The sequence below is a fragment of the Flavobacterium sp. IMCC34852 genome (assembly GCF_030643905.1).
In the GTDB taxonomy this organism is placed as follows: Bacteria; Bacteroidota; Bacteroidia; order Flavobacteriales; family Flavobacteriaceae; genus Flavobacterium; species Flavobacterium rivulicola.
In genome coordinates, this window is the sequence record NZ_CP121446.1 from 2156366 (window position 1) to 2182810 (window position 26445).

Genomic DNA, 26445 nt, shown 5'->3' on the forward strand with positions numbered 1-26445 from the left:
ATAGTCAAAAAGTTGTTTAAAATATTCTTATATGGATAGAATGTACTCCACAAGACCCGTTTCATGTGGCAAATCCATTTTTTTACGCAAACGATATCGTTTAATTTCAACACTTCGTACAGAAATATTCAATAAAGGAGCAATTTCTTTTGAGGATAAATTCAACCTTAAATAAGCGCATAATCTTAAATCGTTTGGTGTTAATGCCGGATATGCTTGTTTTACTTTCTTTAAAAAATCATTATCAGCTGAATCAAATGCCTCTTTAAACACATTCCATGCTTTATCTGCGGAAACGTTTTTGTTTATGGTTGAAGATAATATCGTTTTAACACTTCTGGAGCTAGCTTCGTCTGATGATTTTTTCAAATCTTCTCTGATTAATGCCAGTAACTCATCTTTCTTAATCAAGCTCATAGTAGATAAAGCCAACTCTCTACTCTTTTCATTAACATCTAATGAGAGTTGCTCATTTCTTAATTTCATCAATTGCTGTTCGTTTTCTAATTCTTTTATTTCTAACAAAAGATTATTCTCATCTATCAGTTTTTGCTTTTGTTTAGAATAATAGTTTACATAAGCTTTATTGATATAATAGGCCATTAAACAAATTAAAAGAAAATAAATAATAATAGCGAAGTTTGTACTGTACCATGGTTTTGAAATAGTAAACGAATAAACAGCAACATTTTCTGATTGTGAATTAACTAATTTAGATCTAACCTTAAACTTATAATCTCCAGGAGATAGATTTTTGAAATTAATAGTGGGTTTTGAACTCCAATCACTCCATTGGTCTTGAAAACCTTCCAATAAATATTGATATTCAGCAATTACGTATTTATTATATATTGGAACAGTAAAACTAAATGTAATGTTATTTTCATCATGTGAAAATGCACCGGAATCTGTTATTGAAGTGTTTTTCAAAAACCCATTTAATTTGTTAATACTGATATTTGATATTGCAACTCGATTATTTTTAAAATTCAATTCATCAATATTAAAAGTGTAATAACCATCAGTAGTGCCTATTATATATTCCGAATTGGACAATTGAGTTATATTCTCATAACCAAGCATCGTATTGGTAATTGAAGACGGTATTGAAATTACATTCTTTTTAAGTTCAGAATTTAACTTATTGACAGTGAAATAATTGATGTAGTTTTTTGAAAAAAGCCATAATTTATTAGAATTATCTATAATTAACTTCCCTGAAGAGTATTCATTATTATTAAAAACTTGACTTAATGTGTCGTCTTTTTCAAATTGCTTAGTTTTCTGATTTAACTTAAAAATTCCATCTTTGAATGCATAGTAAATGGCATTATTAAACTTTGATAACCCAGCATTTTTTCCTTTGTTTGGATACTTGTAAGTATATAAATCAGAGCCTTTACGTATTTGTGAATCTAATTGAAAACGAAATATCCCTTTGTATTCATGACTCACATAAACCTCATTTGACTTTGTTGTTACAAAATATTTAGAAGAATAGTTAAACCCGGAAATCTTATTTCTGAATTTCCATTCGTTATTGACTTTTTCTAAAACCGACATTCCATAATAATTCCCCTGTAGTAATAAATTCTTTTTATTGGGAATTAAATCTAATTTCCATGTCCCTGATTCTGAAAAAATAAGTTTTGAGTTATCATTGTCAATGATATAAGTCCCAGAATCATGACCACAAAACAAAACGCCATCATGAACAAACAGCGACCACACTTGGCCTTTGGTCCCTTTAACAAATTTAAACTGACTTTCAGTTAAATAATTTTTATAGAACAATCCTTGATTAGTTCCTAAATACAAGAAACCCTTATAAATAATTGAAGCATAAACAGTTCCTAAATTACCGGAATCATCCGAAAAACTTTTTATTGGAGATTTTAAATTGATACAATTGATACCATTATCTAATCCAAGCCATAGATTATTGTCAATATCTTCATATATTGACAATACGGTATTATTACTCAATCCCTTTCCTTGTGTAATATGATATTTTACTTTACCTTCTTTTGTCAAAATAAAAATACCATTGGATATGGTTCCAACTGCAAAACTACCATTGGCAATCATTTGACTACTATAGACACTACTTGCGGCAATTTCTGAATCGGCTTCAGTATTAAACTTGACCAAATTACCATTAGTCAGTTTGTAAAACCCATCAAACTGTGTATGAATCAACAAGCCTTCATCTATAGCAAACACGTTTACTATTTTGTTGTTTTTAAGAATAGAATTATTGGAAACCAACTTACTGGTACCATTTTCAATTTCAAATAAATCAAAGTTAACTGTTTGATAATATATTGAACTTTCAGTTTTAAAAGATTTTAAAATACGGGTATTTGGGTTTACTATTTTAAAGGCACTTGTTACAGTGTCATAAATATAAATTCGATCTAAGGACTGAAAAATAACCCATTGATCATAATTTAAAATGTTCCAAAACTGTTCGTCTACATTAATTTTTGACTTGATTTTATGACTCAAAGAAGTATACTTAAGTCTACCATTTTTTTCTCTGATCCAATACCCAAATTCCATGTAGCAACCTGTATATATTTTATCTCCAATAACTTTTACAGAACGAATTATGGTTTCATTTGGTGATTGATAAAGAACCCAATTCGAACCATTAAATTCAAGTAATCCTTCATTGTTTGCAAAATATACAAAGTGATTTTTGTCTTGTGAAATCATCCAATTTTGATTACCGGCACTGTAGGTTGTAGAGTTGTATTTTACAATGGGCGGCAAGTCTTGAGCAATCATAAAATTGGTAAACAATACCAGTATTGCTAAGGTGAAAAATCTATTATTGAATGATTTTTTGGAAGTCATATTTACACAATATTACGAATTCTAATTAAGAGAATTACAATTATTTTAATCAATTAATATTTCAACAGTTTACTATAAATAGAAAAGCACGAAATAAATTCCGTGCTTTCAAAATTAATTAACTTAAAATTATTCTTTAATAAATCTTGTTGAAGAAATATTTCCATTGATAGCCGTTTTTATCACATAAACCCCAGCTTGAAGACTAGCAACATCCAAAGCTACTGACTCAGTATTAGGCGATTTTGAAATAACTTCTTGACCTAAAACATTATACACTGTAACTTTTTCGATTGCCATTTCTGATTCAATATTTAAAATATCAGTCACAGGATTAGGATATATTCTTGCTTTTGGAGTTTCAAAATCATTGGTTGATAAAACAGTGTTTTTGTGTAAATAAAGATTATCATAATAAACGATATCTAAATTTGACGTCATTACGAACTGCGCAAAATCAGTTACACCCGGACAAGCATTACCTGGAGGTGTGTTTACACAATTAAAAGTTGGCGCAGAAAAAGGTAAATCTATTGAAATCCATGTTCCTTCTGCTCCACTTGTCAAAACATTGGCATTAGTTGCAGTGTACTCCCAAGCATTAGTTTCTCCGTTGGTCCCATTCCAGTTAGAAAATTTAAAACTAAAAACTTTATCTTGAGTTGCTGTAGGTGTCCAAATATCCATGTGAAAATGAGTAAATCCTGTAGCATCAAATCTTCCTGCCAAAAATCCGATACCCTCACATCCTAGACCAGTAATTCTATTAGTATTATTTCCCTCAACTTGTACCAAAGAAGTAGTAGCCGGACACCATGAAGTATTGTATGAATTGTCATCGCCAGTATAGCCAATTGCAGTAACAGGAGCATAGGCATCACTAAAAATAGATCTTACGTCAGAAGCTGCTCTGTTTGGTGGTGTTGGTGCAGCAACAGTTGGAGCAGGAATAACCGGTGGAGTTCCTAACGGACCTCTAATATTATCTACATAAAAAGTGCGTGCCGGAGTAGGAACAGTTGGATTAAAAAACCCAACAGCACCGGGAGCCCAATAAGTATGTATTACAAAACCGCCATATGTACCATTTGCCGGTGCAGGCTGACCATCCAACGACGTGTTGAATGTAAAGGAAACTGTTTGCCAAGTACTACCACCCGGATGTGAAGCAGAGGCTGCAACTACAGCTGGGCCACCAACACCACCAGTCACTTTTACTAAAAATGTGATTGGAGTATCAGAATACACATCCATAGTCATCGTTTTAGTTGCAGTTAAATTAACTAATGAAGTTAAAGTTAAATTAATCCCTTGCCATGGCTCACCTGTAGGATTACCATCTATTCTTAACACTTGTGAAGTATTAGAACCTATACCAGTTTGAACTACTGGAGCTGGACCATTTCCAAAAGGAGCGCCATTAATACCACCTGTTTCTGTAGTTTCAAATCCTAACACTAAATCTAATTGTGTAGGCGGCGTAACTACTTGCTGTAGAGTTACATTATCTATAAAAAAATCAACATTACTTAAACCTCCTTCAAAACCTAGTTTCATAGTTCCAAAAGTTTGTCCTAATGTAAATGTTGCTTCATAATTAGTCATGGTCGTTGTCAAGTTGAAATCTTGCTGATGTATAGCAACAAAACCACCACCATCTTCTCCAAAATACAATTTTAATTGACGAGCACTTGAACCTCTTGCATCAAAAGTAATTTTGTAGGATTGTCCTACAGTTAGTGAAGAAATTTGTGTAGGTGTCAAGACTTGATTAAGTTGTACGTGCCAAGTTGCCCCGCCTGCACCAGTAATGTTTACTATATTTGCCTCATTGTTAGTTGCATTGATTGTAGCCGCTACAGGAATCCAATCGGCCACAAACGTTGACCAAGAATTGAGACCATTACTAAAATCTCCATTTGTAACAATATTCTGCGAAAAGGATAAAGAACAAAAAAGAATAGATAATAGGAAAGTAATTTTTTTCATAATTAATTTATTTAAAATTTATTGTAAAGTTAATTTAATGTTCACAGTGAAAAGTTTTGTGTGACTATATAAAAACTATACAGCCAGAAATCTTTCGTAATCTATTGAAATACTTAATTACAAGGTTAATACTTATTATTAAATATCAGATATCAACAAATGTTAAAAGAACAAAATGTTGTGGTAATGTTGTATTAATTCAGCTCGTATTTTGATTCAAGCCAACAGGAAAATGGCTATTTTTAATAAAATTAACTCAAAAAAAATATATTCCATAAAAAAATGAGCCTTTTATTATGATATTGAAAAATGGACCTATGAGCAAATCAAGATGTATTCCTCTTGACATTGTTACTAATTCTTTACCGAATTAATTAACTGTAAAAAAAATCAATTCTTCCCATAAAAGCATAAGAATACTAAGTTAGAACCAAAGTAGAATTGATATTAAGAGTTTCAAAAGAGATTAATGAATTAATTCAAAAGTACTCCTTAATCTAATATCCGCTGAAGAAGTGCCTATCATTAAATTAAATTCTCCAGGTTCTGATTTAAATTCCAAGGCTTGATTGTAAAATGATAATTTATCATTATTGATAACAAACTTTAAGGTTTTGCTTTCACCAGCTTCCAATTTAACTTTTTGGAAATCTTTCAATTCAATGATTGGTCGAACTACAGAGCCAAATTTATCCTGAAGATACAACTGAACCACTTCTTCTCCAGCGCATTTTCCTGTATTGGTTAAAGTCATTGTCACTTCAATATCCTCATTAAGTTTAATTTTTTGCTTAGATAACTTTAATTCAGCATATTTAAAAGTCGTATAGCTCAATCCGTAACCAAAAGGAAACTTAGGTGTGTTTGGCAAATCAATATAAGACGATTTATAAATTTTATCTTCATTAATCGATGGTCTTCCAGTGTTAAAATGATTGTAATAGATTGGTATTTGTCCAACTTCTCGCGGAAATGTCATTGGTAGTTTTCCGGATGGATTGTAATCTCCGAAAAGTACGTCTGCAATCGCATTTCCGGCTTCTGATCCCAGCCACCAAGTGTATACTATAGTTGGCATATTATCGGCTGTCCAATTGAAAATTAATGGTCTTCCGGCGTTTATCAAAACCACTATAGGCTTGCCCGTCTTCTGCAATTCTTTAATCAAATCTTCTTGAACTCCAGGTAAATTTATGTTGCTACGACTTTTGGCTTCCCCACTCATATTCCAACGCTCACCTATACTTAAAATCACCACATCTGCTTGATTGGCTACATCAATTGCTTCTTGAAAACCTGCTTTGCTTGTATCCTCTACACCACAACCTCTGGCATAAAGCAGTTTGGTTTTTTTTCCTATTTTATTTTTCAATCCTTCCCATTGCGAAACAATATAAGTTGAATCCACATCTTTTAAGTCAACAGCCCAAAAACCGTGATTAATTCGTTTTGGTTTTACCATAGGACCAATAATTGCTATGGTCTTTGTGTCTTTGGATAAAGGTAAAATATTTTTCTCATTTTTAAGTAAAACAATACTTTTGGCAGCAATTTCTCTGGCTATTCTGGTATGCTCAGGATTATTAAGTTCTTTATCTTGTCGTTCTTTATTGCAGTATTTAAAAGGGTCATCGAATAAGCCTAATTCAAATTTCTTATAAAGTATACGTTTCACAGCTTCATCCACAATACTCATTGGAACTTTATTTTCATTGATTAATTGTGCCAAATGAAAACGATAAGTGTTACTTTCCATATCCATATCACATCCTGCTATCAAAGCTTTCTCTGCAGCTTCTTTGTCATCTTTGCAATAGCCATGTGTAATCATTTCACCAATTGATCCCCAATCGGATACTACAAATCCATTGAAGTTCCATTTTCCTTTTAAAATATCGCGCTGAATATATTTATTTGCTGTAGCCGGAATGCCATTGATATCGTTAAATGAATTCATAAAAGTGGCTACTCCGGCATCAACGGTCGCTTTGAAAGGAGGTAAATAAGTCTCCCACAACATCCTGTCGCTCATATCCACTGAATTGTAATCTCTACCTCCAACGGCAGCACCATAGGCTGCGAAATGCTTGGCACAAGCCATCACTGAATTTATATCTCCTATTTTGTTTCCTTGAAAACCTTTAACACGGGCATAAGCAATAAGCGATCCTAAAAAAGTATCTTCTCCTGCGCCCTCCATCACTCTTCCCCATCTTGGGTCACGCGAAATGTCAACCATTGGTGCAAATGTCCAATGAATTCCTGAAGCTGCTGCTTCTGTGGCGGCAATTCGAGCGGAAAGTTCTATCAATTTTAAATCCCAACTTGCAGCTTCAGCAAGCGGTAATGGAAATGTTGTTTTATGTCCGTGTATGACATCCATACCAAAAATCAATGGAATTTTTAAACGCGACTGCATAGCTAATTCCTGGTATTGTCGGGTATAATTATACCCAATAACATTAAGCATCGAACCTATTTTTCCTTCTTTAATTTCTTGCTGTTTGTTTGGATTAATAGTTAATGGTCCGGTTGCAGTATTGTCACCTGTGTATTGGTTCAACTGACCTATTTTTTCTTCTAAAGTCATTTTTTCCAACAACTCTTGTACCTTTTGATCAATAGATTTTTGTTGGGAATAGCCAAGCAGTGAAACCGCTAAAAATAACGTTACTAATATTTTTTTCATTATAAAGTTTTTTGTTGGACTCTGTATTCTTTCTATTTGAATTCCAGATAGTTGAAATTAAAGCTTCCCATTTCGAAGTAAACCCTAACTTTGTTGATTCCTTTTTTCAGTTTTATAGTGTCTAGTGGTAAAGTCGTCCATTTGGAATTACCACCAGTAGCCGGAAGTGAAATAACTTTTGAAAGTTTGTTTCCTTTTTCATCCGATAAATAAAGTTTCCCGCCTGTTTTTTCTGAAGCATATCTTATGCTAATTTCAAAACTTTTAGTGCTATCTAATACAATTGTATATTGCATCCATTCACCTTGTTCAATATAACTAACTGCATATCCATTGGTTACTGTGTCGTCACATTTTTGAATGTCTACGCCATCATTTCGCATTTGATTTCCGCTGTTCCATTCGGTTCTTTTTCCACCATTAGAAACCCAATAATTGGCGACATCGTTATCGTAATAAGCATGGTTAATTTGGCCTAAATCATATTCAGATGCGAATACTTTCCCAGGTAATTTATGTTTTTTATAGACTTTAGTTTCATTAGTTTGTATTTGTCGAAACATGGCGTCGATGACATCGGGTTTAACGATAACATTTTCCATTTTAAAATTCTCAGCAATTTGCATCAAAGTATATTTCGCTTCTTCGACTGAGGGTTTATTCTTTCCGTCTTTCCAATATTGCAAAAGTCTGTCATAGCCTTCTGTACCTTTTACAGAAGTAACTCCGGCGATGTTTTCAATTTTTTTCATTGGCCAAAAAGCCCAACCGATATTATTGGATTCAATCAAAGTGATAACATCTTTGAACCAAACATTAGAATTTTCACCGGTTTCACCTAGCCAAATCGGAACATTTAATTCTTTTCTATAATTTATAATCTCCTGAATATTTGCCATATCGTTATGACTCCAGTATTTGTGGAAACTCAACGCCATATTGTCGTCCCAAAGCGGGAACATTCCTTTGTAGTTATTGCCCCAACAGTTGCCTTCAATAATAATCAAGTGATTGGTATCGACTTCACGAATGGCTTTAGTGATACGCATTTGCAACGCTCGTAAAGGTTCATTTTTGGTTTCATCACAACCATTTTTATTGGTTCCTGAAAAATTCCAATTCGGTTCATTGATAATATCATAACCGCCAATCCACGAGCTATCTTTATAGCGCTCTGCTAATTTTTTCCAAAAAGCTACCATCTTATCTTGATTGGCCGTACTTTCCCAAAGCGATGGCTTGGTTTCATCATAATCAGAAATATTGGCATCTTTCCCTTGTCCGCCCGGAGCCGCGTGAAGGTCTAATATGAGGTACATTTTATTGGCCTCACACCAATTTAACAAGTCATCTGTCATTTGAAATCCTTCAAGTAACCAAGTATTTAGTCCGGCTATAGGTTCATTTTCAATCGGTAATGTATACAAATCGTAATGCATTGGCAACCTAATAGAATTAAATCCCCATGCGGCTAATGAATCTACATCTCTTTTGGTAAGACCATTTCTTTTATAAGCTTGATAGAATTCTTCTGTGTTTTTTGCCCCTATCAAATCGTTTATTTTTTCTTTGATTTGATGCTGTGGTCCAGCAAAATCAGCTGTTTTGAGCATATAACCTTCCTGAACCATTAATCCGCCTATTCCTAATCCGCGAAGTAATATATTATTCCCATGACCATCTACTATTTTTTGTCCGTCCCGGTGTAAAAATCCCTGACCAAATGAAGACAACGACAATAATAAAAAGACGATGCTAATTTTCTTAAACAATTGCATTTTTTAGTTGTAATGATTAAACGGAAAAATTTGTATTTAGTAGACCAATGTTTGAATTGCATTGGGTAAAATAGTTACTTCTGTTGCTGAAGTTCCAATACACAGATTATATTTTATTTTCAAATTACTTTGATTCATTACCACTGTAACAACCTTACCGTCATTGTTGATAAAGGAAGTTGTTAGAAGTTGACTTCTACTCGCAGAACTACTGACTCTTTTGGCACCTTTATCAATAAATTTTGAAAAATGTCCGATGAAAAAATAACTAGGTGTATAAATTAATTCGCCTCTATTGGTATCACCATGAATTGGTGCAAAACAAAAATTCTTCACGTGATTCGGCCCACCATTTTGGTCTAATAAAATATTCCAGTCGGTCCAAGCTACAGTTCCGTTATTGAAATCGTTTATCATTGATTTTCCGTAACGCTGTCCGTTTTTCCACAATTGGTATTTATTGGCATCAAATTTTTCAACACAACCTTCAGTAAACATTAATTTTTTGGATGGATATAATTCGTTTACCTTACCAACATTTTCATACATCTGTTCGCCTCCGCTCCAACTTTCGTACCAATGAAAACCAATTCCCCAAACGTATTTACTGGCTTCAGAGTCTTCAAGGATCGTATTTGCTCTATGGAGTAATAAATCTCTGTTATGATCCCAAACGGTGATTTTTTTATCGCCTAAGCCAGCTTTTTGTAATGTTGGTCCCAAATAATTTTTAAGAAAATCTCTTTCATCTTCTGCAGAGAAAATACATGATTCCCAAATTTGCTTGGCCATTGGTTCATTTTGAATTGTCAAACCCCAAACCGGAATACCTTCCTTTTGTAAAGCATTGATATATTTTACATAGTAATTTGCCCAAGCTTGATGGTATTCAGGCAATAATTTTCCACCGAACAGCATATTGTTGTTATCCTTCATAAAAGCCGGCGGTGACCATGGGCTTATATAAAACGAAGCTTTACTACCAATCATTGCCATAGCTTTCTTAATCAATGGTAGTTTGAATTGTTTGTCGTGCTGAATATCAAAAGTCTTTAAATCTTTATCACCGTCTTGAATATAAGTATAAGAATCAGAGCTAAAATCACAACTGTTCATATTGGTTCTCAACAAAGTGTAACCGATACCGTTCTCTTTAGAAAAATAAGCGTTCAAAAACTCTTGTTGTTTTTCAGGGGATAATTTGGCAAATACTTCAGCACTGGCATCTGTAATAGCTCCTCCAATTCCAACAAAAGTTTGAAAGGTTTTATCAGGATTAACAAAAATGCAAATTTGAGATTCTAGGGGTTGTTTTAACTCTTGAAACTTTAGATTATCGGTTATAGATAATCTTAAATTGGTACTGTCAGCAGAAGTGTAGACAGTAACTGTTTTATTTTTTGTTGAAAAAGGTAGCGGTTTTGATTTTTGCTTTTTTTGAGCAAAGGCAGAAACCGAAACGAGCAACACCAATAATATTATTTTTTTCATTTTATGTCTTTTTATTAATTTGTTACCAAACGAATGTTCCAACAGAACCGGATTCCAGTGATACGGCAACCCATTTTGCATTGTATTTGATATTAAATACTGCCGGTGAAGTACCGTCATTTAAAACAATTAAAACTTTTTTCCCTTGAGGTGTTTTGAAAGCTACATTGTACAAACTTCCGGATTGTGTGGATGCAATTCTGACCGAACCTGCCGGGACAAATTTGGAGGCATGGGCAATGATATAGTAAGCCACATTGCGTTCGTAACTAAAATTTCCTGTTACCGTTATGGCTCCTTTACAAGTGGTACAGCCACCATTTGTATGTGGACCGAAAGTAGCATCATTGGCCAAGTTCCATTCCAATGCGGTTTTACTCCAATTGCGCATAGATCCAACTATAACATTCTTTAAATGCCATTTTAAATCCCCGTCAAAGCTTCCTGTTGAAGAGGTATATTGTTCTGTGAAGTACAAGTTTTTATTGGGAAAAGCATTGCGAACCGTACTCAATGCCGAAATATCTCCTGCATATAAATGGAATGCAGAACCATCAATAAACGGATTCGCTCCGGAATCTGATAAAACAGTCATAGGATATTGCGGATTATCGCAATTGTGGTCATAAGCTACAATTTTAGTAGTAATTCCGGCGGCTTGAAACGCTGGACCCAAATTGTTTTTGATGAAATTAGCTTGCTCTGTAGCCAACATTAACATACTTGGATTATTTCCCGGGTGTAAAGGTTCATTTTGTGGTGTTATAGCGTCAATCACAATCCCTTCTGCTTGCATAGCTTGTATGTATTTTACAAAATATTGGGCATAAACACTGTAATATTGTGGCAGCAAACTTCCACCTATGGAACTTCCGTTGTCTTTCATCCATACCGGTGGCGACCACGGTGTGGCCATAATTTTAATGTTTGAATTGATTTGTAATATATCTTTTAATAATTGTATTAACTGAGCATCAGGACTCAAACTGAAATTAGTCAGATTGACATCTGTTTGTCCGGAAGGCATATCATCATACGAGAAAACCGTGCTGTTCAGATCAGAAGCCCCAATACTTATTCTTAAATAATTGACTCCAATTGAATTGGCTGAAGAACCAAATAGTTCTTGCAAGAGTTCTTGTTTTTTAGAAGCAGATAATTGGTTAATTACCTGAACACTTCCACCGGTTAAGGTATATCCAAAACCATCAACGGTTTGAAAGATTTGACCATCATTTACTTCAATATTCGGATAAATATTATTACTTGTATTAAACCCGAGTACAGTAGTTTGCTTTTCTAATTTAACGGTTCCGTTTCCTTTTGTCAGCCAAAAAGTAACATCGTTTACAGTTGGTGTTGGTTCTGCGTCTGGTGTTGACTCATCCGAAGATTGAGCACAACTGGTGAGCATGCTCAAAAACGATGCAAAAAAAAGTGTTTTTATTTTAGTAAGTTTTATCATTATTTTAAAGACTATGCAGATTTTGCCAATGGGCTTTTAATAGAATCGAAATATTTTTTTTAATTGTTTATCGCCAATAGAAGAAATTTAAAATCGCCCATTACAGCTTCTATTAAAAATATAATAGAAGCTATTTATGGACTTCTAACCTAAACAAAATATTAATGATAAACATGAACGTAATCTACTTCAAGTGTAGCCGAAGTAAAATTGGGATCAACAGCTCCGCCAAAATTTCCTCCCATAGCACAATTGAAAATAAAGAAAAATGGTTTGTTGAAAGGTAAACCACTATTATTATTGAATGTATAAAACAAGACATTATCCACATAGAATTTAATCGTGCTTGCCGACCATTCACAAGAATAAATATGGAATTGGGTAGTCGCATTGCTGATGAGTACGTTGCCTCCGTCAGCATTACCACCCGAATGTCCGGGATGATGTAAAGTACCATAGATTCTATTGAGATTATTCCCAACATGCTCCATGATATCAATTTCACCACAAGCCGGCCAAGGATTGGTATTAATATCAGAGCCCAGCATCCACAGTGCCGGCCAAGTGCCACCACCTGCAGGAAGTTTGGCTCTTATATCTACTCGCCCGTATTTGAACTCATATTTGTTTTTAGTAACAATTCTGGCAGAAGTATAATTACTTCCGTTGTAAGGTTCTTTAATAAGATTAATTTTCAAAACACCACCTTGGACAATCACATTTTCGGGGCGATTAGTATAATGTTGTAATTCATTATTGCCCCAACCCCCGGCACCGGTTTCATAGCTCCATTTTGAGCTATCCGGCGGACCGTCCGTATTAAACTCATCAGACCAAGCCATAGTGGTAGTAACAAAAACTGTAATAGTAACTGATGATGATATGAACTCAGCGCCATTATAGGCAGACACATAAATAGTGTAATTATTGGTCCCTGATTGGGTAAATGTATAGTCAAATACACCGGTAGTGGTGTTAATAACATCGGTACCAATTAAAATTCTGTAAGAGGTAGCATTATTTGCAGAAACTGTAAAATTTACTAATCCGCTACCGTTACCATTAGGATTCGAAGAATTTGAACCTACAATTTCGGTATTGATTACCAAATTTGTCGGCTTGGTATCATTGTCATTACTTCCGCTTCCTCCACTACTACAACTGAGAAAAAAGAAAGCAACTAAAACGGAAGATAAACGATATAGAAAACCAAATCCCTTTGGTTGAAGATAATATTTCAAAATGACACTATTAAAAAATGAATAATAAAATTGAATTAAGAAACCAACAGGAATCAAACATGAATAATTCCTGTTGGTATAAATTACCGGATGTATTATAAAGCCGGTATAAGTTTTAAGTACCAAGCGTTTCCTGTTTCGGTTCCTTGAACTCTCAAGTACATATAAGTAGGTGTTATAACCATTATCTCGTACTCTTTCTGTAATGAACCATAACCAATGAATGTCGTACTACCTGACAGCATTATACTGGTTTGGGTAGATGGTGTATCTGAAGCAATACCTGAACTTGAAGGAATAAATGAAAACGGTGTCGTTCCGCCACCATAGCTATAACAACCTTCGTCACCTGAGCCCGGAATTCCCGGTATAGATGCCAATGAACCTGTTTTAGTGAAAGCACCATCAGGTGTCGCTGCTTGAATGGTAAATGAATTGGAAGAAGTTACTCTTGTGAATGTAAAAGTTGAAGTATAGAAACAGTTACAACAAAGTACTTTTTCGTCTATGGCAGCTGACCACCATATTGGTGATACAGCACCTGTCCATGGTCCAACTCCAAAGTGACCCGGAACACTTTTGTCAACTTTCCATGCTTTAGATGAATCATTAGTTAGATAAGTTACAATTGAAGGATCCGGTGCAAAATTACTCACTACTTCTACATCAGCTGTTGCAGTGGTTGAAGTTCCACCTCTTCCATAAGCAACAACAGTTATTCTATAAGTATGTAATCCAAGTGAAGTGAATTTCTTTTGAATAGTACCGGTTGAAATACTATTTTGAATTGTACTTGGTACACTTGAAAATTCTACCGGAGCCATTAAATCGGTTACTTCATTGTAACCAATTTTAAAAGACATTGCGTCGTTAGCACTAACTGTGATATTCACTTTACCTGAACCATCTCCATTAGGATTTGAGGCATCTTGACCTACTACTTCTGTTTGAATAGCTAAACCTGTAGGAGCGGTTAAATCTCCCATAGAATAATCATCGTCTTGACATCCTACAAATAAAGAGGCAATACTAAGAAAAGCTACTGATAAATATTTAAAATTGTTTTTCATAATTTTTTAATTTGTTTGTCTAACATTATCAATGTAAATAACTTCACCAGATCCATCAGCAACGTCATTATAACGGAAAACTAATTGGTTAAAAGTTGTACCGGCTGGAATACCAAGTGGTCCAAAATCAAAAACGAGTTCTTCCCATTGATTAGCTACTGTAGAAGCTACTTTTAAAATTTGATTTGGCACTCCATTTGATCCTTGCTCAATTTCAACATTAAGCTTTTTTCCTACCTCTGTTGAATATACTAACACTTTGATTTTGTTTCCATTATCTATATTGATTGGAGTGCCGTTTGGAGTTGACAAAGGCGTCCAAGTACCGCTCCAAGAAGCAGCGCCTGAAGGTTTTGTATATCTCCATACCGTATTACTGGTATTAAGACCTCCCGGAAACGGGTTGGGAACAACAGCTACACTAACACCTCCAAAAGTTCCTCCGATACTGTAATTTTGAATCGGACTTTCGTAAGTAATCGGAAGTGAATAAGGCGCAAATACGGTAATCGGATAAGTGGCCGATGTTGTCGCTGCACCACCGCTCAAAGCAGTAACTGTTAGCGTATAAACACCAGGTGCATATGTATGCGCAGGAGCTGTAAATGTACTTCCTAAACTTCCTGACATTACTGTAGGAACTTCATTAGCACCACCATCACCCCAAGTAACCAACATTCCGTTGGCATAGTCTGCGGTGGCGGTTAAGTTTAATGTTGTACCTGCAAAACTTTGCGTAGCATTGATATTCATTGGAGCAACATAAGTAACCTCTAAAGGATAAGTATTGGTAGTTGCTTGCCCTGCAATATCATAAGATACAATAGTCACAGTATAGCTTCCTTCCGGATAACTATGTGTAGTACTTTGTCCGGGATATAAAGTAATCTCACCAGAATCTCCGTGACCTAATGTAACTATTGATTTAGAAACACCTTCACCTAAAGGAGTTACTTTAACAAGACCTGAATTATCAGTGCTGATATCAAATATTCTATCAAAATTTGCCGAACCGGCAGAATTTAAAGCTGATAAATTCGAATCAATACCATCCGGCACACTGCAACTTGTTACAGCCAAAAGAGATAGGATTGTAAAACTTAAAATTATTTTTTTCATATTATTTTTAATTTTAATTAACATAATTAGGATTTTGAACTATTTGTGTGCCTGCTAATTCTGATGCTGGAATTGGTAAAATTTCATTTTTACCGGCTACAAATCCTCTACTGGCTAAAACTGTCGGAGCGTCACCCCAACGAACAAGATCAAACCATCTGTGACCCTCACCGGCTAACTCTCTTCTTCTCTCATTTTTAAGAGCAGTCATTGAAACCGGAATTGATGGAAGTCCTACTCTGGCTCTTACTGCATCCAATAAAGCTTGTGCTCTAGTTCCTGTCGCGCCTAAAGCTTCAACTTCCATTAAATAAGTATCTGCTAATCTGATAGCATAAGTGTTTTGTCTGTAATTTAACACGGCATCACCAGGACCAGAGTATACGTCTGCTTGTTTTGGTAAAAACTTATTAAGAAAATATCCTGTATCTTGATAACCACCAATAAAATCTGCATGACCAGCTTGTTGTAAAGCTTTTAAATCAAATACGGTTGCATCAAATCTTGGATCACCTTGCATGAAAGTGTAGAAATCTTCTGTAAATACATTAAAACTCCATCCTGATGGAAGATCTGGTGCAAAAGCACTATTCAATCTTACATAACTTCTAGGACCTACCATAACATTTACCGTATTACCTTCGTCAGCATTACCTCCCCAAATTCCCCAATAAGAACCTTGTGCTGAATGGGCAACTTCAAATACAGATTCTGCATTGAATTTATTTGAGAAATTCCATAAGTCGTTGTAGTTTGTCAACAAACTATAACCATATTGACTAACTCCGCCCGGAGTACCATTAACTTGAGCAAACTCAGCAGCTGCTTCTGAATTTTTACCTTGATATAGATATACCTTACCTAAGATTGCACGCGCAGAACCTTGAGTCAATCTACCACCATCAGTTGATGCATTTACAGTTTGAGGCAAGTCGGCAATAGAACTGGTAATATCAGATTCTATTTGAGCATATACCTCTGCAGGATCAGCTTGAGTCACTGAATAATATTGTGATGGAGAAAGCGGTTCTAAAATAAGTGGAATGTTTTTAAACATTCTAACTAAATTAAAATAATAATAAGCTCTCAATACTTTAGTTTCTGCAGCAAATCTTGCCTTAGTTGTTTCATCCATCGGAACACCCGGTAATTTAACCAACATTAAATTGGCTCTGTAAATACCTCTATAATAATCACTCCAAAAACTTCTTGGAATGGTATTGGTATTGATGGTGTAATTAGAGAAGGACTGAATTCCAGCACCATCCGATGAACTACCACCACCAGCATAGTGATCATCAGAACCGGCATTAAACATGGTAATCATATTTTCAAAACCTCCAGAATTTTTTCTTACCATATCATAGACACCAACTAAACCTGCAAAAGCTTCAGTTTCATTTCTATAATAATTGGCTTCAACATTTAATCCGCTAGGATCTACCTCTAAAAATTCTTCACTACATGAAATAACCATGAATGAAGTTAAAGCAGTTAACGCTAAAATTTTAATATTTCTTTTCATTTTATTTTTTTTTAAAATTGTAAGTTAGCACCAAACATAAAAGTACGAGCTTGTGGATAATATCCTCTATCGATACCAAAAACATCTCCTCCAATTTCCGGATCATAACCAGTATATTTAGTTAAAGTTAATAAGTTTTCACCGGTAATATATAAGCGAACTTTTTGCATTCCGATTTTATTGACCATCGTTGCAGGTAAAGTATATCCGAGTTGAACAACTTTAAATCTAAGGTAATCACCATCTTCTAAATAAAAATCTGACATGTTTGTAAAGTTTCCATTATTATCACTACTAGATAATCTTGGATATGAATTGGAAGTTCCTTCTCCTGTCCATCTGCTCAACACTTCTGTAGAATAGTTAGCATTTCCGATATCTAAACGACGTAATCCTTGGAAAATTTTGTTTCCGGCAGCTCCTTGAGCAAAAATCATCATGTCAAATCCTTTGTAATCCATGTTAACAGTAAAACCAAAAGTCATTTTAGGTAGTGGACTGCCTAAGAATTTTTTATCATCTGCAGTTATGGTTCCGTCACCATTAACATCTTTCCATCTGAAATCACCGGGAACAGCATTTGGCTGAATCAAACCACCAGATGCATTAGTGTATGCATTAATTTCTTCTTGATTTTGGAAAATACCTGCCGTTTGATATCCATAAAATGAATTATAAGCTTGACCCACTTGAGTTCTGGTTACAGGACCCATTGATTGGAATCCTGGACCATTATAATAAGCTACAGGTCCTAAATAGTCTACTTCATTTTTAATAGTAGCCAAGTTGGCATTCACAGATAAGTTGAAATCTTTTATTCTTTTTTTATAGCCCAATTCAAATTCCAAACCGGTATTATTCATTTCTCCGATGTTTTGGAATGGTGGTGCTTCATTTCCAACATATCCCGGTAATTCAGGATCTAGAAGAATACCTGAAGTTTTCTTTTTGTACCAATCAAACGTGAAAGTAAAGTCGTTTAATAATTTGGCGTCAAAACCTAAATTTGTTTGTGTCGTTTCCTCCCATTTTAATTCTGGGTTAGCAATTCTCCCCGGAGTTGAACCAGATGTCACTACACCATTACTACCAAAACTGTAGTTTCGTCCTCCTTCAATTATAGCTTGATAGGCAAAGTTTGGAATTCTACTGTTTCCAGTTACACCATAACTAAAACGCAACTTAAGTGAATTTAAAATTTTGTTTTCTTTCCAAAATTCTTCTTTAGTCGGAACCCAACCTAAAGATAGAGATGGGAATGTTCCATATTTGTTATTAGGGCCAAATTGTGAAGAACCGTCTCTTCTAATCAATCCGCTAAACAAATATTTTTCTTTGTAGTCATAACTTAAACGTCCAAATATTGAAGTAGTAATTACAGCAGGAACATCATAAGCATATCCTACTTTATTATCTTGTGTTACAGTGCCATCATTAAAAGAAGCTTCAGTATAGTCGTTTGTACTTAAACCGAAATGTGTAGCACTGGTTACTTTGTAGAACTCATTATTTTTATAAGCTCCTTGACCCAATAAAACGGTGAAGTTGTGTTCTTTTATACTTTTAGAATAAGTTAAAGTATTTTCAGTATTCCAGTTAAACGCTCTATTTTCAATTCTTGAAATATTGTTTAATGTCGTATTATTAACTGTTGGGCTCAAATAAAATAATGGGGTAAAACCTTGACCTCCCCAATAAGCTAGTTTAGCACCTAAAGTAGATCTTAATTTCAAATCTTTCATTAGTTTAACTTCAGCAAAAACATTTCCGATGAAATCATCTGACCAATTGTATTGACCACCTCTTGTTTTTGCATAAGCCAAAGGATTTGTCATTTCTTGACCAACCACACTCGATATTCCATAAGGATTTCCATTTCCATCTCTAATTACATAAGGATTACTATATGTAACACCATTAGCTAAAATTGGATCTGTTTCAATAATTGGAGTAATTGGATCTAAGTTGATAGCTGAAGCCAAAGGCCCTCCATATTCACTATTCGTATTTCCAATACCCACAGATTTTTGATGTGTATACCCTATGGTTTGTCCAATAGTAAGCCAATCTTTAACTTTGTGTGTTGAATTTAAACGAATATTTTTTTTCTGATAGCTTGAAATTTCTGGCATTACAATACCTTCTTGACTTTGCGTACCAAATGAAAAGTAATAATTAGAAACTTCGCCACCACCAGACAAACTCACTTCATGTAAATAACGACGAGCATTATCATTAAAAATGGCTTTTTGCCAATCAGTTCCTTTACCTAAAATACCCAAATCAGGGTAAGGTATGTTTCCGATTCCGCCTCCATTTACATAGCGCTCATTCATGATTGCACCATATTGAGTAGCGTTTAACAAATTTAATGTTCTTTCAGGGGATGAAACTCCTTCAAAACCATTATAATTTACAGTTAGTTTCCCAGACTTTCCTTTTTTAGTAGTTACTAATATAACCCCTGCTGCAGATTGTGCTCCATAAATAGCCGCACTCGCAGCATCTTTTAGAACTTCAATAGATTCGATGTCAGATTGGTTCAATGCCCCTAAAGCACCGGGATCAACTGCAACTCCATCAATAACCCATAAAGGATTATTGTCATTAAGCGTGGTAATACCTCTTACTCTAACTGTTGAACCTGCTCCAGGTTGTCCGGCGTTCATCGCAATGGTAACTCCCGCTGTTCTTCCTTGTAAAGCTTGCTCAACTCTACCATTAGGGACATTTTCTAAATCTTTGGCTGTTACTTTAGAAATTGCTCCAGTTACTACACTTTTCTTTTGGGTACCATACCCCACGTTGATAACAACCTCCTCTAAGTTGTTACTTTGCTCTTCAAGTTCAACAATCATGTTACCACTTGTTATAGCAACTTCTTTGGTGGTATAACCAATATATGACACTATTAAAGTGGTCACATCATTGGATACATTAATGGTAAATTTACCATCAATATCGGCAGAAGTTTCAACCGATGTCCCTTTTGCCTTAACATTTGCTCCCGGCAAAGGTAATCCTCCTGAGTTAACAGTTCCGGTTACTGTTTTTTGAGCCTGAGCTGATACAATAAAGGCAAAAAACATAGAAAAAAGGAAAATGTTTTTCCTATTTTTTTCAGAAAATAGCTTTAAATTCATAAGCGATTAATATTATATTGGTTTTGGTTAATTATACAAGACATATTATATGCCTTCTTAAGATGATGTTAAATTATTTATTTAAAAAATATCATATAGATAATTAACCTTAACAAAAAATATACATAATGAAATTTTTGAGATTAATAAATATGAATTTGACAAATAGCCAACAAAATAGCCTGAAACAAATTAATACCTATACAAAAAAAAGCCTCACAAAAGGCTTACGAAAAGGTTGTTGATAAGGAAATGTTAAGGTATTTTTAACTAAATAATATATAGTTAAATACTCAAAATGTAGTCGGCTAAACCTTCATCATGCGATAAATTGAGTTTTTTACGCAAACGATATCGTTTTATCTCCATACTTCGTATAGAAATATTCAAAATGGGCGCAATCTCCTTTGAGGATAAATTGATCCTTAAATAGGCACAAAGTTTCAAATCACTTGGTGTCAAACTAGGATGTAATGCTTTTATTTTTTTAAGGAAATCATTGTCTACATTATCAAATGCTTCTTTAAAAACATCCCAAGAATTATCTTGAGTAATGTTTCTATTAATAGTAGAAATTACAGATTTTATATTTCTACCACTATTCTCGTCAGAAGATTTCTTCAAATCTTCTTTAATAATATTTAGTAATTCTGTTTTCTTAATTAAACTCATTTTAGAAACAGCTAATTCTCTGTTTTTGGAATCTACATCGTGAGAAAGTTGCTCGTTTTTGAGTTTCATTAATTGCTGTTCGTTTTCTAAAGCATTGATTTCCAATAACAAATTATTTTCTTCAATAAGTTTTTCTTCATTTTTTCTATAGTAATTTCTATAAGCTTTATTAATATAATAAGCCATTGCTATAAGCAATAAAGCATAAATGAACCAAGCCAAATTTGTTAAATACCATGGCTTCAATACGGTAAATCTATATTCTACAATATTTTCTGGAGAAGAGTTGGCAATTTTAGCTCTAACCTTAAATACAAAATCTCCAGGTTCAAGATTTTTAAAGTTGATACTTGGCTTAGTGCTCCATTCACTCCATTGTCCCCGTTGCCCTTCAAGCATGTATTGGTATTCCACATCAATAAATCGATTGTATTGCGGAATAGTGTAATTGAAAATAAGATTGTTTTCATCATGTGACAATTCTCCGGGTTGAGAAATGGGAAGATTAACAAGTGACCCGCCTAATTTATTAACACTTACACTTGTCATTATGATATTATGACTTTTAACTTTAAAATCGGTCAAGTTAATAATAAAATAGCCGTCTGTTTTTCCAACAAAATATTCATTATCAGATATTTGTGTTATATTTTCATATCCAATCATAGGATTGATTATAGTAATTGGAATAGGGATTTTGTGTTTTTTTAGCTCTTTATCAAAATTTCCTGAAGTAAAATAGTAAATGTAGTTTTTGGTAAAAAACCACATTTTATTTGACTTATCGACATTGAGTTTACCTGAAACATACTCATCATTATTTAAGACACTGCTCAAACTAATGTCTTTTACAAATTGACCTGTTTTTAAATCTAGTTTAAATATTCCACTCCTACCTCCGTAAAATATTGTACCATTATATTTGGTTAAACTAATGTGTTTACCTTTACTTGGTGTTTTTAATACATCAAATTTTTTGGCACTAAAATAATTATCTGTTGACAATACTCTTATAACGCCTTTATATTCGTGCCCAACATAGATTTCGTTTTTATTTGTCAATTCAAAATAGCGCGATGAAATATCAAATCCATCGATTTTATTTCTAAAAACCCAATTATTCCCTTTTTTCTCTATAACCGAAATACCGTTATAATTTCCTTGTAAAATCAAATTTGGATTATTAGGTGGACTATTAAATTTCCATGTCCCAGATTGTTTATAAATTAAGCTAATGTTTGTTGGACCAATTAAAAAAGTACCTAAATCATGGCCGCAAAATAATTGATTATCATGCTCAAAGAGTGTCCAAACTTGTCCTTTCGTTCCATTAACCAAACGAAAGCTTTCATTGATTCCTACACTTTTACAAAACAAACCTTGATTGGTGCCAACATAAATCTTATCTTTAAATTTAATTGAAGCGTAAACAGTGCCTAAAAATCCAGAATCATCTTTATAACTTTTAATAGGCGACTGAAGATTGATACAATCAATCCCGTTATCCAATCCCAACCATAAATTATTGTCAGCATCTTCATTCAACGATAGTATCGTATTATTTCCTAAACCACTATTCTGCGTTATATGGTGTTTTATTTTACCTTGTTTATCAAGAATATAGATACCGTTTGATATGGTTCCCAATGCAAAACCACCATCTGACAACATTTTGGCACAAAAAATTGAATTAGGCTTCAATTCGCTATCCGATTCAAAATAAAAAGGAGTTAGTGTTTTATCTTCCAACTTGAAAACACCGGCTCTTTCTGTCTGAAACAGCAATCCGTCTTTGTGCTTGTATATTTCAACAATTCTATTGGTTTTTATCCTCTCATCATCACATATCAATATACTTTTGCCATTAACCACTTCATACAATCCTTTACCAACAGTCTGAAAATAAACAGAATTGTTAATCTTATAACATTTGAAAATATAGTGATGATTGTCAATAAACTGAAAACTGTCGTCTTTTGAATTATAAACATAAATTCGTTTAAACGATTGGAATAAAACCCATTTATCTAAATTAATAATGTTCCAAAAATGTTCGTCTTCAATTAATTTACTTTTTATTTTTTTACTTAATGATGTATACTTCAAATTACCATTGGCATATCTTTTCCAAAAACCAAACTCCATGTAGCAACCGGTATAAATTCTATCATTAACAACTTTTACAGAGCGCATAATGGTCTCATTTGGTGATTTATAAAGAGACCAATTTGAACCATTAAATTCAAGTAATCCTTCGTTGTTAGCAAAATAAATAAACTGATTGTGGTCCTGAGCAACCATCCAGTTTTGATTACCAGCACCATAAACTGTTGATTCATATTTTACAATTGGAGGTAATTCCTGAGCTGTGAGTTGGATAACAAACAGTAGTGAAATCAAAATTGTTTTTAAAGGTGCCTTATGTTGAAACATATAATTAAGTTGGTTATTATCAATAGGTAAAAATATCGTTTCATTTTTAATCCATCAATATAAAAAACTAAAAAAATGTAAACCTATCGTTGCCATTTCTCAATTCAGAATTGATTAACTTTGCAAACATTCTTTTTTTGCTATGAAAAGTACAGAAATTGCTACACTAGAACCCAAGAAAAACATCCTAATTAAAGGTGCTCAAATTCACAATCTTAAAGATTTAGATGTGGTCATACCTCGTAATGAATTGGTAGTTATAACCGGTTTGTCAGGTTCAGGAAAATCTAGTTTAGCCTTTGATACACTTTATGCAGAAGGACAACGTCGATATGTAGAAAGTTTGTCTTCATATGCACGTCAGTTTTTAGGCCGATTAGACAAACCTAAAGTAGAATATATCAAAGGCATTGCTCCTGCAATTGCTATTGAACAGAAAGTAAATACAACCAATGCACGTTCTACCGTTGGTACTTCCACAGAAATTTATGATTATTTGAAATTACTTTTCGCTAGAATTGGAAAAACTTTTTCTCCAATTTCTGGTAATGAAGTCAAAAAAGATACTGTTACTGATGTCGTAAATGCTGTTAAACAATTTGATCTAAACTCCAAATGGTTATTGCTTTCTCCTATTCATCTGGAAAAAGGAAGACAACTGGAAGACAAACTAAAAGTATTACTCCAACAGGGTTTTGCTCGTATTTTGGTTGATAATGAAATGGTTCGTTTGGATCAAATCGACCAACATTCTTTAGACAATAAAGACATTTTACTAATCATCGACAGGATTGTGCTTAGTGCTGAAACTTCTGAAGATGAAGACTTTTATAATCGTTTGGCCGATGCCGTTCAAACTGCTTTTTTTGAGGGTAAAGGAATTTGCTATTTGCAAGAATTGGAAACCAATAAGCGCTTAGAATTCAGCTCTAATTTTGAGTTGGACGGCATGACATTTTTAGAGCCTAACATTCATTTATTTAGTTTTAATAATCCATATGGCGCTTGCCCAACATGTGAAGGATATGGTAATATTATAGGTATCGATGAAGAATTGGTTATACCAAACACTTCACTTTCTATATTTGAAAATGCTATTTTCCCATGGCGTGGAGAAAGCATGAGTTGGTATCGTGATCAATTGGTTAACCATGCTTACAAATTTGATTTTCCTATTCACAAACCTTATTTTGAATTGACTGAAGCACAAAAAGATTTGGTTTGGAAAGGGAATAATTTTTTCACCGGTTTGGATGATTTTTTCCAAGAGTTAGAAGAAAAGAATTATAAAATACAAAACCGCGTCATGCTCTCACGCTATCGTGGAAAAACTAAATGTAGTACCTGTAAGGGAAAAAGATTAAGAAAAGAAGCCAATTATATTACTGTAGGTGGTATAACAATTTCGGAATTGGTTGATATGTCTATCAAAAGATTGATACCATTCTTTTCTGATTTGAAACTGTCGGATTACGATGCTAAAGTCGCTAAACGGCTTTTAATAGAAATCAATAACCGATTGGCCTTTTTAAGTGATGTTGGTCTCGATTATTTGACCTTGAACAGAAACTCTGCCACGCTTTCCGGCGGTGAATCACAACGAATTAACTTAGCGACTTCACTGGGAAGTAGTTTGGTTGGTTCAATGTATATTCTAGATGAACCAAGCATTGGTCTGCACCCAAAAGACACAGAGCGATTAATCAAAGTATTAAAAAATCTTCGCGATTTAGGTAATACCGTTATTGTGGTTGAACACGATGAAGATATCATGAAAGCGGCCGACAGAATCATCGATATTGGTCCGGAAGCCGGAACTTTTGGTGGTGAATTGGTCGCCGAAGGCACTTTTGATGAAATCTTGCACGCAGATTCATTAACCGCTAAATATTTAAACGGACAATTAAAGATTTCGGTTCCAAAAAAACGCAGGAAATCAAACAACTTCATCGAAATTAAAGGCGCACGCGAAAACAATTTGCAAAACATTGATGTAGCTTTTCCCTTGGAAAGTCTAACGGTAATTACCGGAGTTTCAGGAAGTGGAAAAAGTACGCTCGTCAAAAAGATTTTATTTCCGGCGATGCAAAAAAAGCTGGAAGGCATCGGTGACAAAGCCGGACAGTTCAGCGAATTGACCGGAAGTTTTTCACACATTAAACACATCGAATACGTAGACCAAAACCCAATTGGAAGAAGTTCACGCTCGAATCCGGTGACTTATATCAAGGCTTATGATGACATTCGTGATTTGTATGCCAAGGAAAAACTCTCTAAAGTTAGAGGTTATCAAGCCAAGCATTTCTCTTTCAATGTTGACGGCGGAAGATGTGAAACTTGTAAAGGTGAAGGTTCTATAAATGTAGAAATGGTATTCATGGCCGACGTTTCTTTACCTTGTGATACTTGTGGTGGTAAACGCTTTAAAAAGGAAGTTTTAGAAGTTGCTTTTGAAGGCAAAAACATTGATGATATCCTAACGATGACCATCGATGATTCAATTGCATTTTTTTCAGAGCACAAGCAAAATAAAATCATTCAAAAACTGCAACCTTTACAAGATGTTGGTTTAGGCTATGTACAATTGGGACAATCTTCTTCTACCCTTTCAGGCGGAGAAGCGCAGCGTATTAAGTTGGCTTCATTTTTAGTAAAAGGTGTAACCAAAGAAAAAGCATTATTTGTTTTTGACGAACCCACGACCGGATTGCATTTCCATGACATCAAAAAACTATTAGCTTCGTTTGATGCTTTGATTGAAAAAGGACACTCGATTATAGTGATTGAGCATAATCTCGACTTAATCAAATGTGCCGATTGGATTATTGATTTAGGTCCGGAAGGTGGAGAAAACGGTGGTCAATTATTGGCCTTCGGAACTCCGGAAGAGCTTGTGAAAAATAAAAAATCAATTACTGCCGAATACCTAAAAGACAAACTATAAAAAAAGCCTTCCAACGGAAGGCTTTTG

At 34.2% G+C, this 26445-nt stretch carries 13 protein-coding genes; 1 reads left to right on the plus strand and 12 read right to left on the minus strand.

Translation table 11 applies throughout. The features are described 5' to 3' along the window. Positions 1-27: 27 nt before the first annotated feature. The 12 genes from P7V56_RS09365 to P7V56_RS09420 form a co-directional block, all read right to left on the minus strand. The gene (locus P7V56_RS09365) at positions 28-2859 is read right to left on the minus strand and encodes a helix-turn-helix and ligand-binding sensor domain-containing protein (RefSeq protein ID WP_240976692.1); all 2832 of its coding nucleotides are present in this window, start codon (positions 2857-2859) and stop codon (positions 28-30) included. Between the two features lie 129 nt (positions 2860-2988). Further along, complete coding sequence (locus P7V56_RS09370; RefSeq protein WP_171223016.1) at positions 2989-4848, minus strand: T9SS type A sorting domain-containing protein; 1860 nt, start codon at positions 4846-4848, stop codon at positions 2989-2991. 466 nt (positions 4849-5314) lie between these two features. Further along, on the minus strand, positions 5315-7537 hold the full coding sequence (locus P7V56_RS09375) for a glycoside hydrolase family 3 N-terminal domain-containing protein (protein ID WP_171223015.1): 2223 nt from the start codon (positions 7535-7537) through the stop codon (positions 5315-5317). A gap of 32 nt (positions 7538-7569) precedes the next feature. Next, positions 7570-9315, minus strand: coding sequence for a cellulase family glycosylhydrolase (locus tag P7V56_RS09380; RefSeq protein ID WP_171223014.1), 1746 nt, complete (start codon positions 9313-9315; stop codon positions 7570-7572). A gap of 36 nt (positions 9316-9351) precedes the next feature. Then, positions 9352-10806 carry a glycoside hydrolase family 30 protein gene (locus P7V56_RS09385; protein WP_171223013.1) on the minus strand — a complete coding sequence of 485 codons (1455 nt, stop codon included), beginning with the start codon at positions 10804-10806 and terminating at the stop codon, positions 9352-9354. Between the two features lie 22 nt (positions 10807-10828). Continuing rightward, a complete protein-coding gene (locus P7V56_RS09390) occupies positions 10829-12271 on the minus strand; it encodes a glycoside hydrolase family 30 protein (protein WP_240976688.1) in 1443 nt (480 codons plus the stop codon). Between the two features lie 161 nt (positions 12272-12432). Beyond that, positions 12433-13512, minus strand: coding sequence for a glycoside hydrolase family 16 protein (locus P7V56_RS09395; RefSeq protein WP_171223012.1), 1080 nt, complete (start codon positions 13510-13512; stop codon positions 12433-12435). Between the two features lie 95 nt (positions 13513-13607). Further along, entirely contained in the window at positions 13608-14582 is a 975-nt protein-coding gene (locus P7V56_RS09400) for a hypothetical protein (protein WP_171223011.1), read from the minus strand. A gap of 6 nt (positions 14583-14588) precedes the next feature. Next, positions 14589-15701: a hypothetical protein gene (locus P7V56_RS09405; RefSeq protein ID WP_171223010.1), complete on the minus strand. Its 1113-nt coding sequence runs from the start codon at positions 15699-15701 to the stop codon at positions 14589-14591. A 13-nt stretch (positions 15702-15714) separates the two neighbouring features. Then, complete coding sequence (locus P7V56_RS09410) at positions 15715-17226, minus strand: RagB/SusD family nutrient uptake outer membrane protein (RefSeq protein ID WP_171223009.1); 1512 nt, start codon at positions 17224-17226, stop codon at positions 15715-15717. An 11-nt stretch (positions 17227-17237) separates the two neighbouring features. After that, positions 17238-20315: a SusC/RagA family TonB-linked outer membrane protein gene (locus P7V56_RS09415; RefSeq protein ID WP_171223008.1), complete on the minus strand. Its 3078-nt coding sequence runs from the start codon at positions 20313-20315 to the stop codon at positions 17238-17240. 339 nt (positions 20316-20654) lie between these two features. Further along, positions 20655-23474 (minus strand): triple tyrosine motif-containing protein, encoded by a 2820-nt coding sequence (locus tag P7V56_RS09420; protein WP_171223007.1) that lies wholly within the window; start codon positions 23472-23474, stop codon positions 20655-20657. 142 nt (positions 23475-23616) lie between these two features. Between P7V56_RS09420 and uvrA the strand changes: the two genes are divergently transcribed. Continuing rightward, entirely contained in the window at positions 23617-26418 is a 2802-nt protein-coding gene (gene uvrA / locus P7V56_RS09425) for an excinuclease ABC subunit UvrA (RefSeq protein ID WP_171223006.1), read from the plus strand. Positions 26419-26445: the final 27 nt, after the last annotated feature.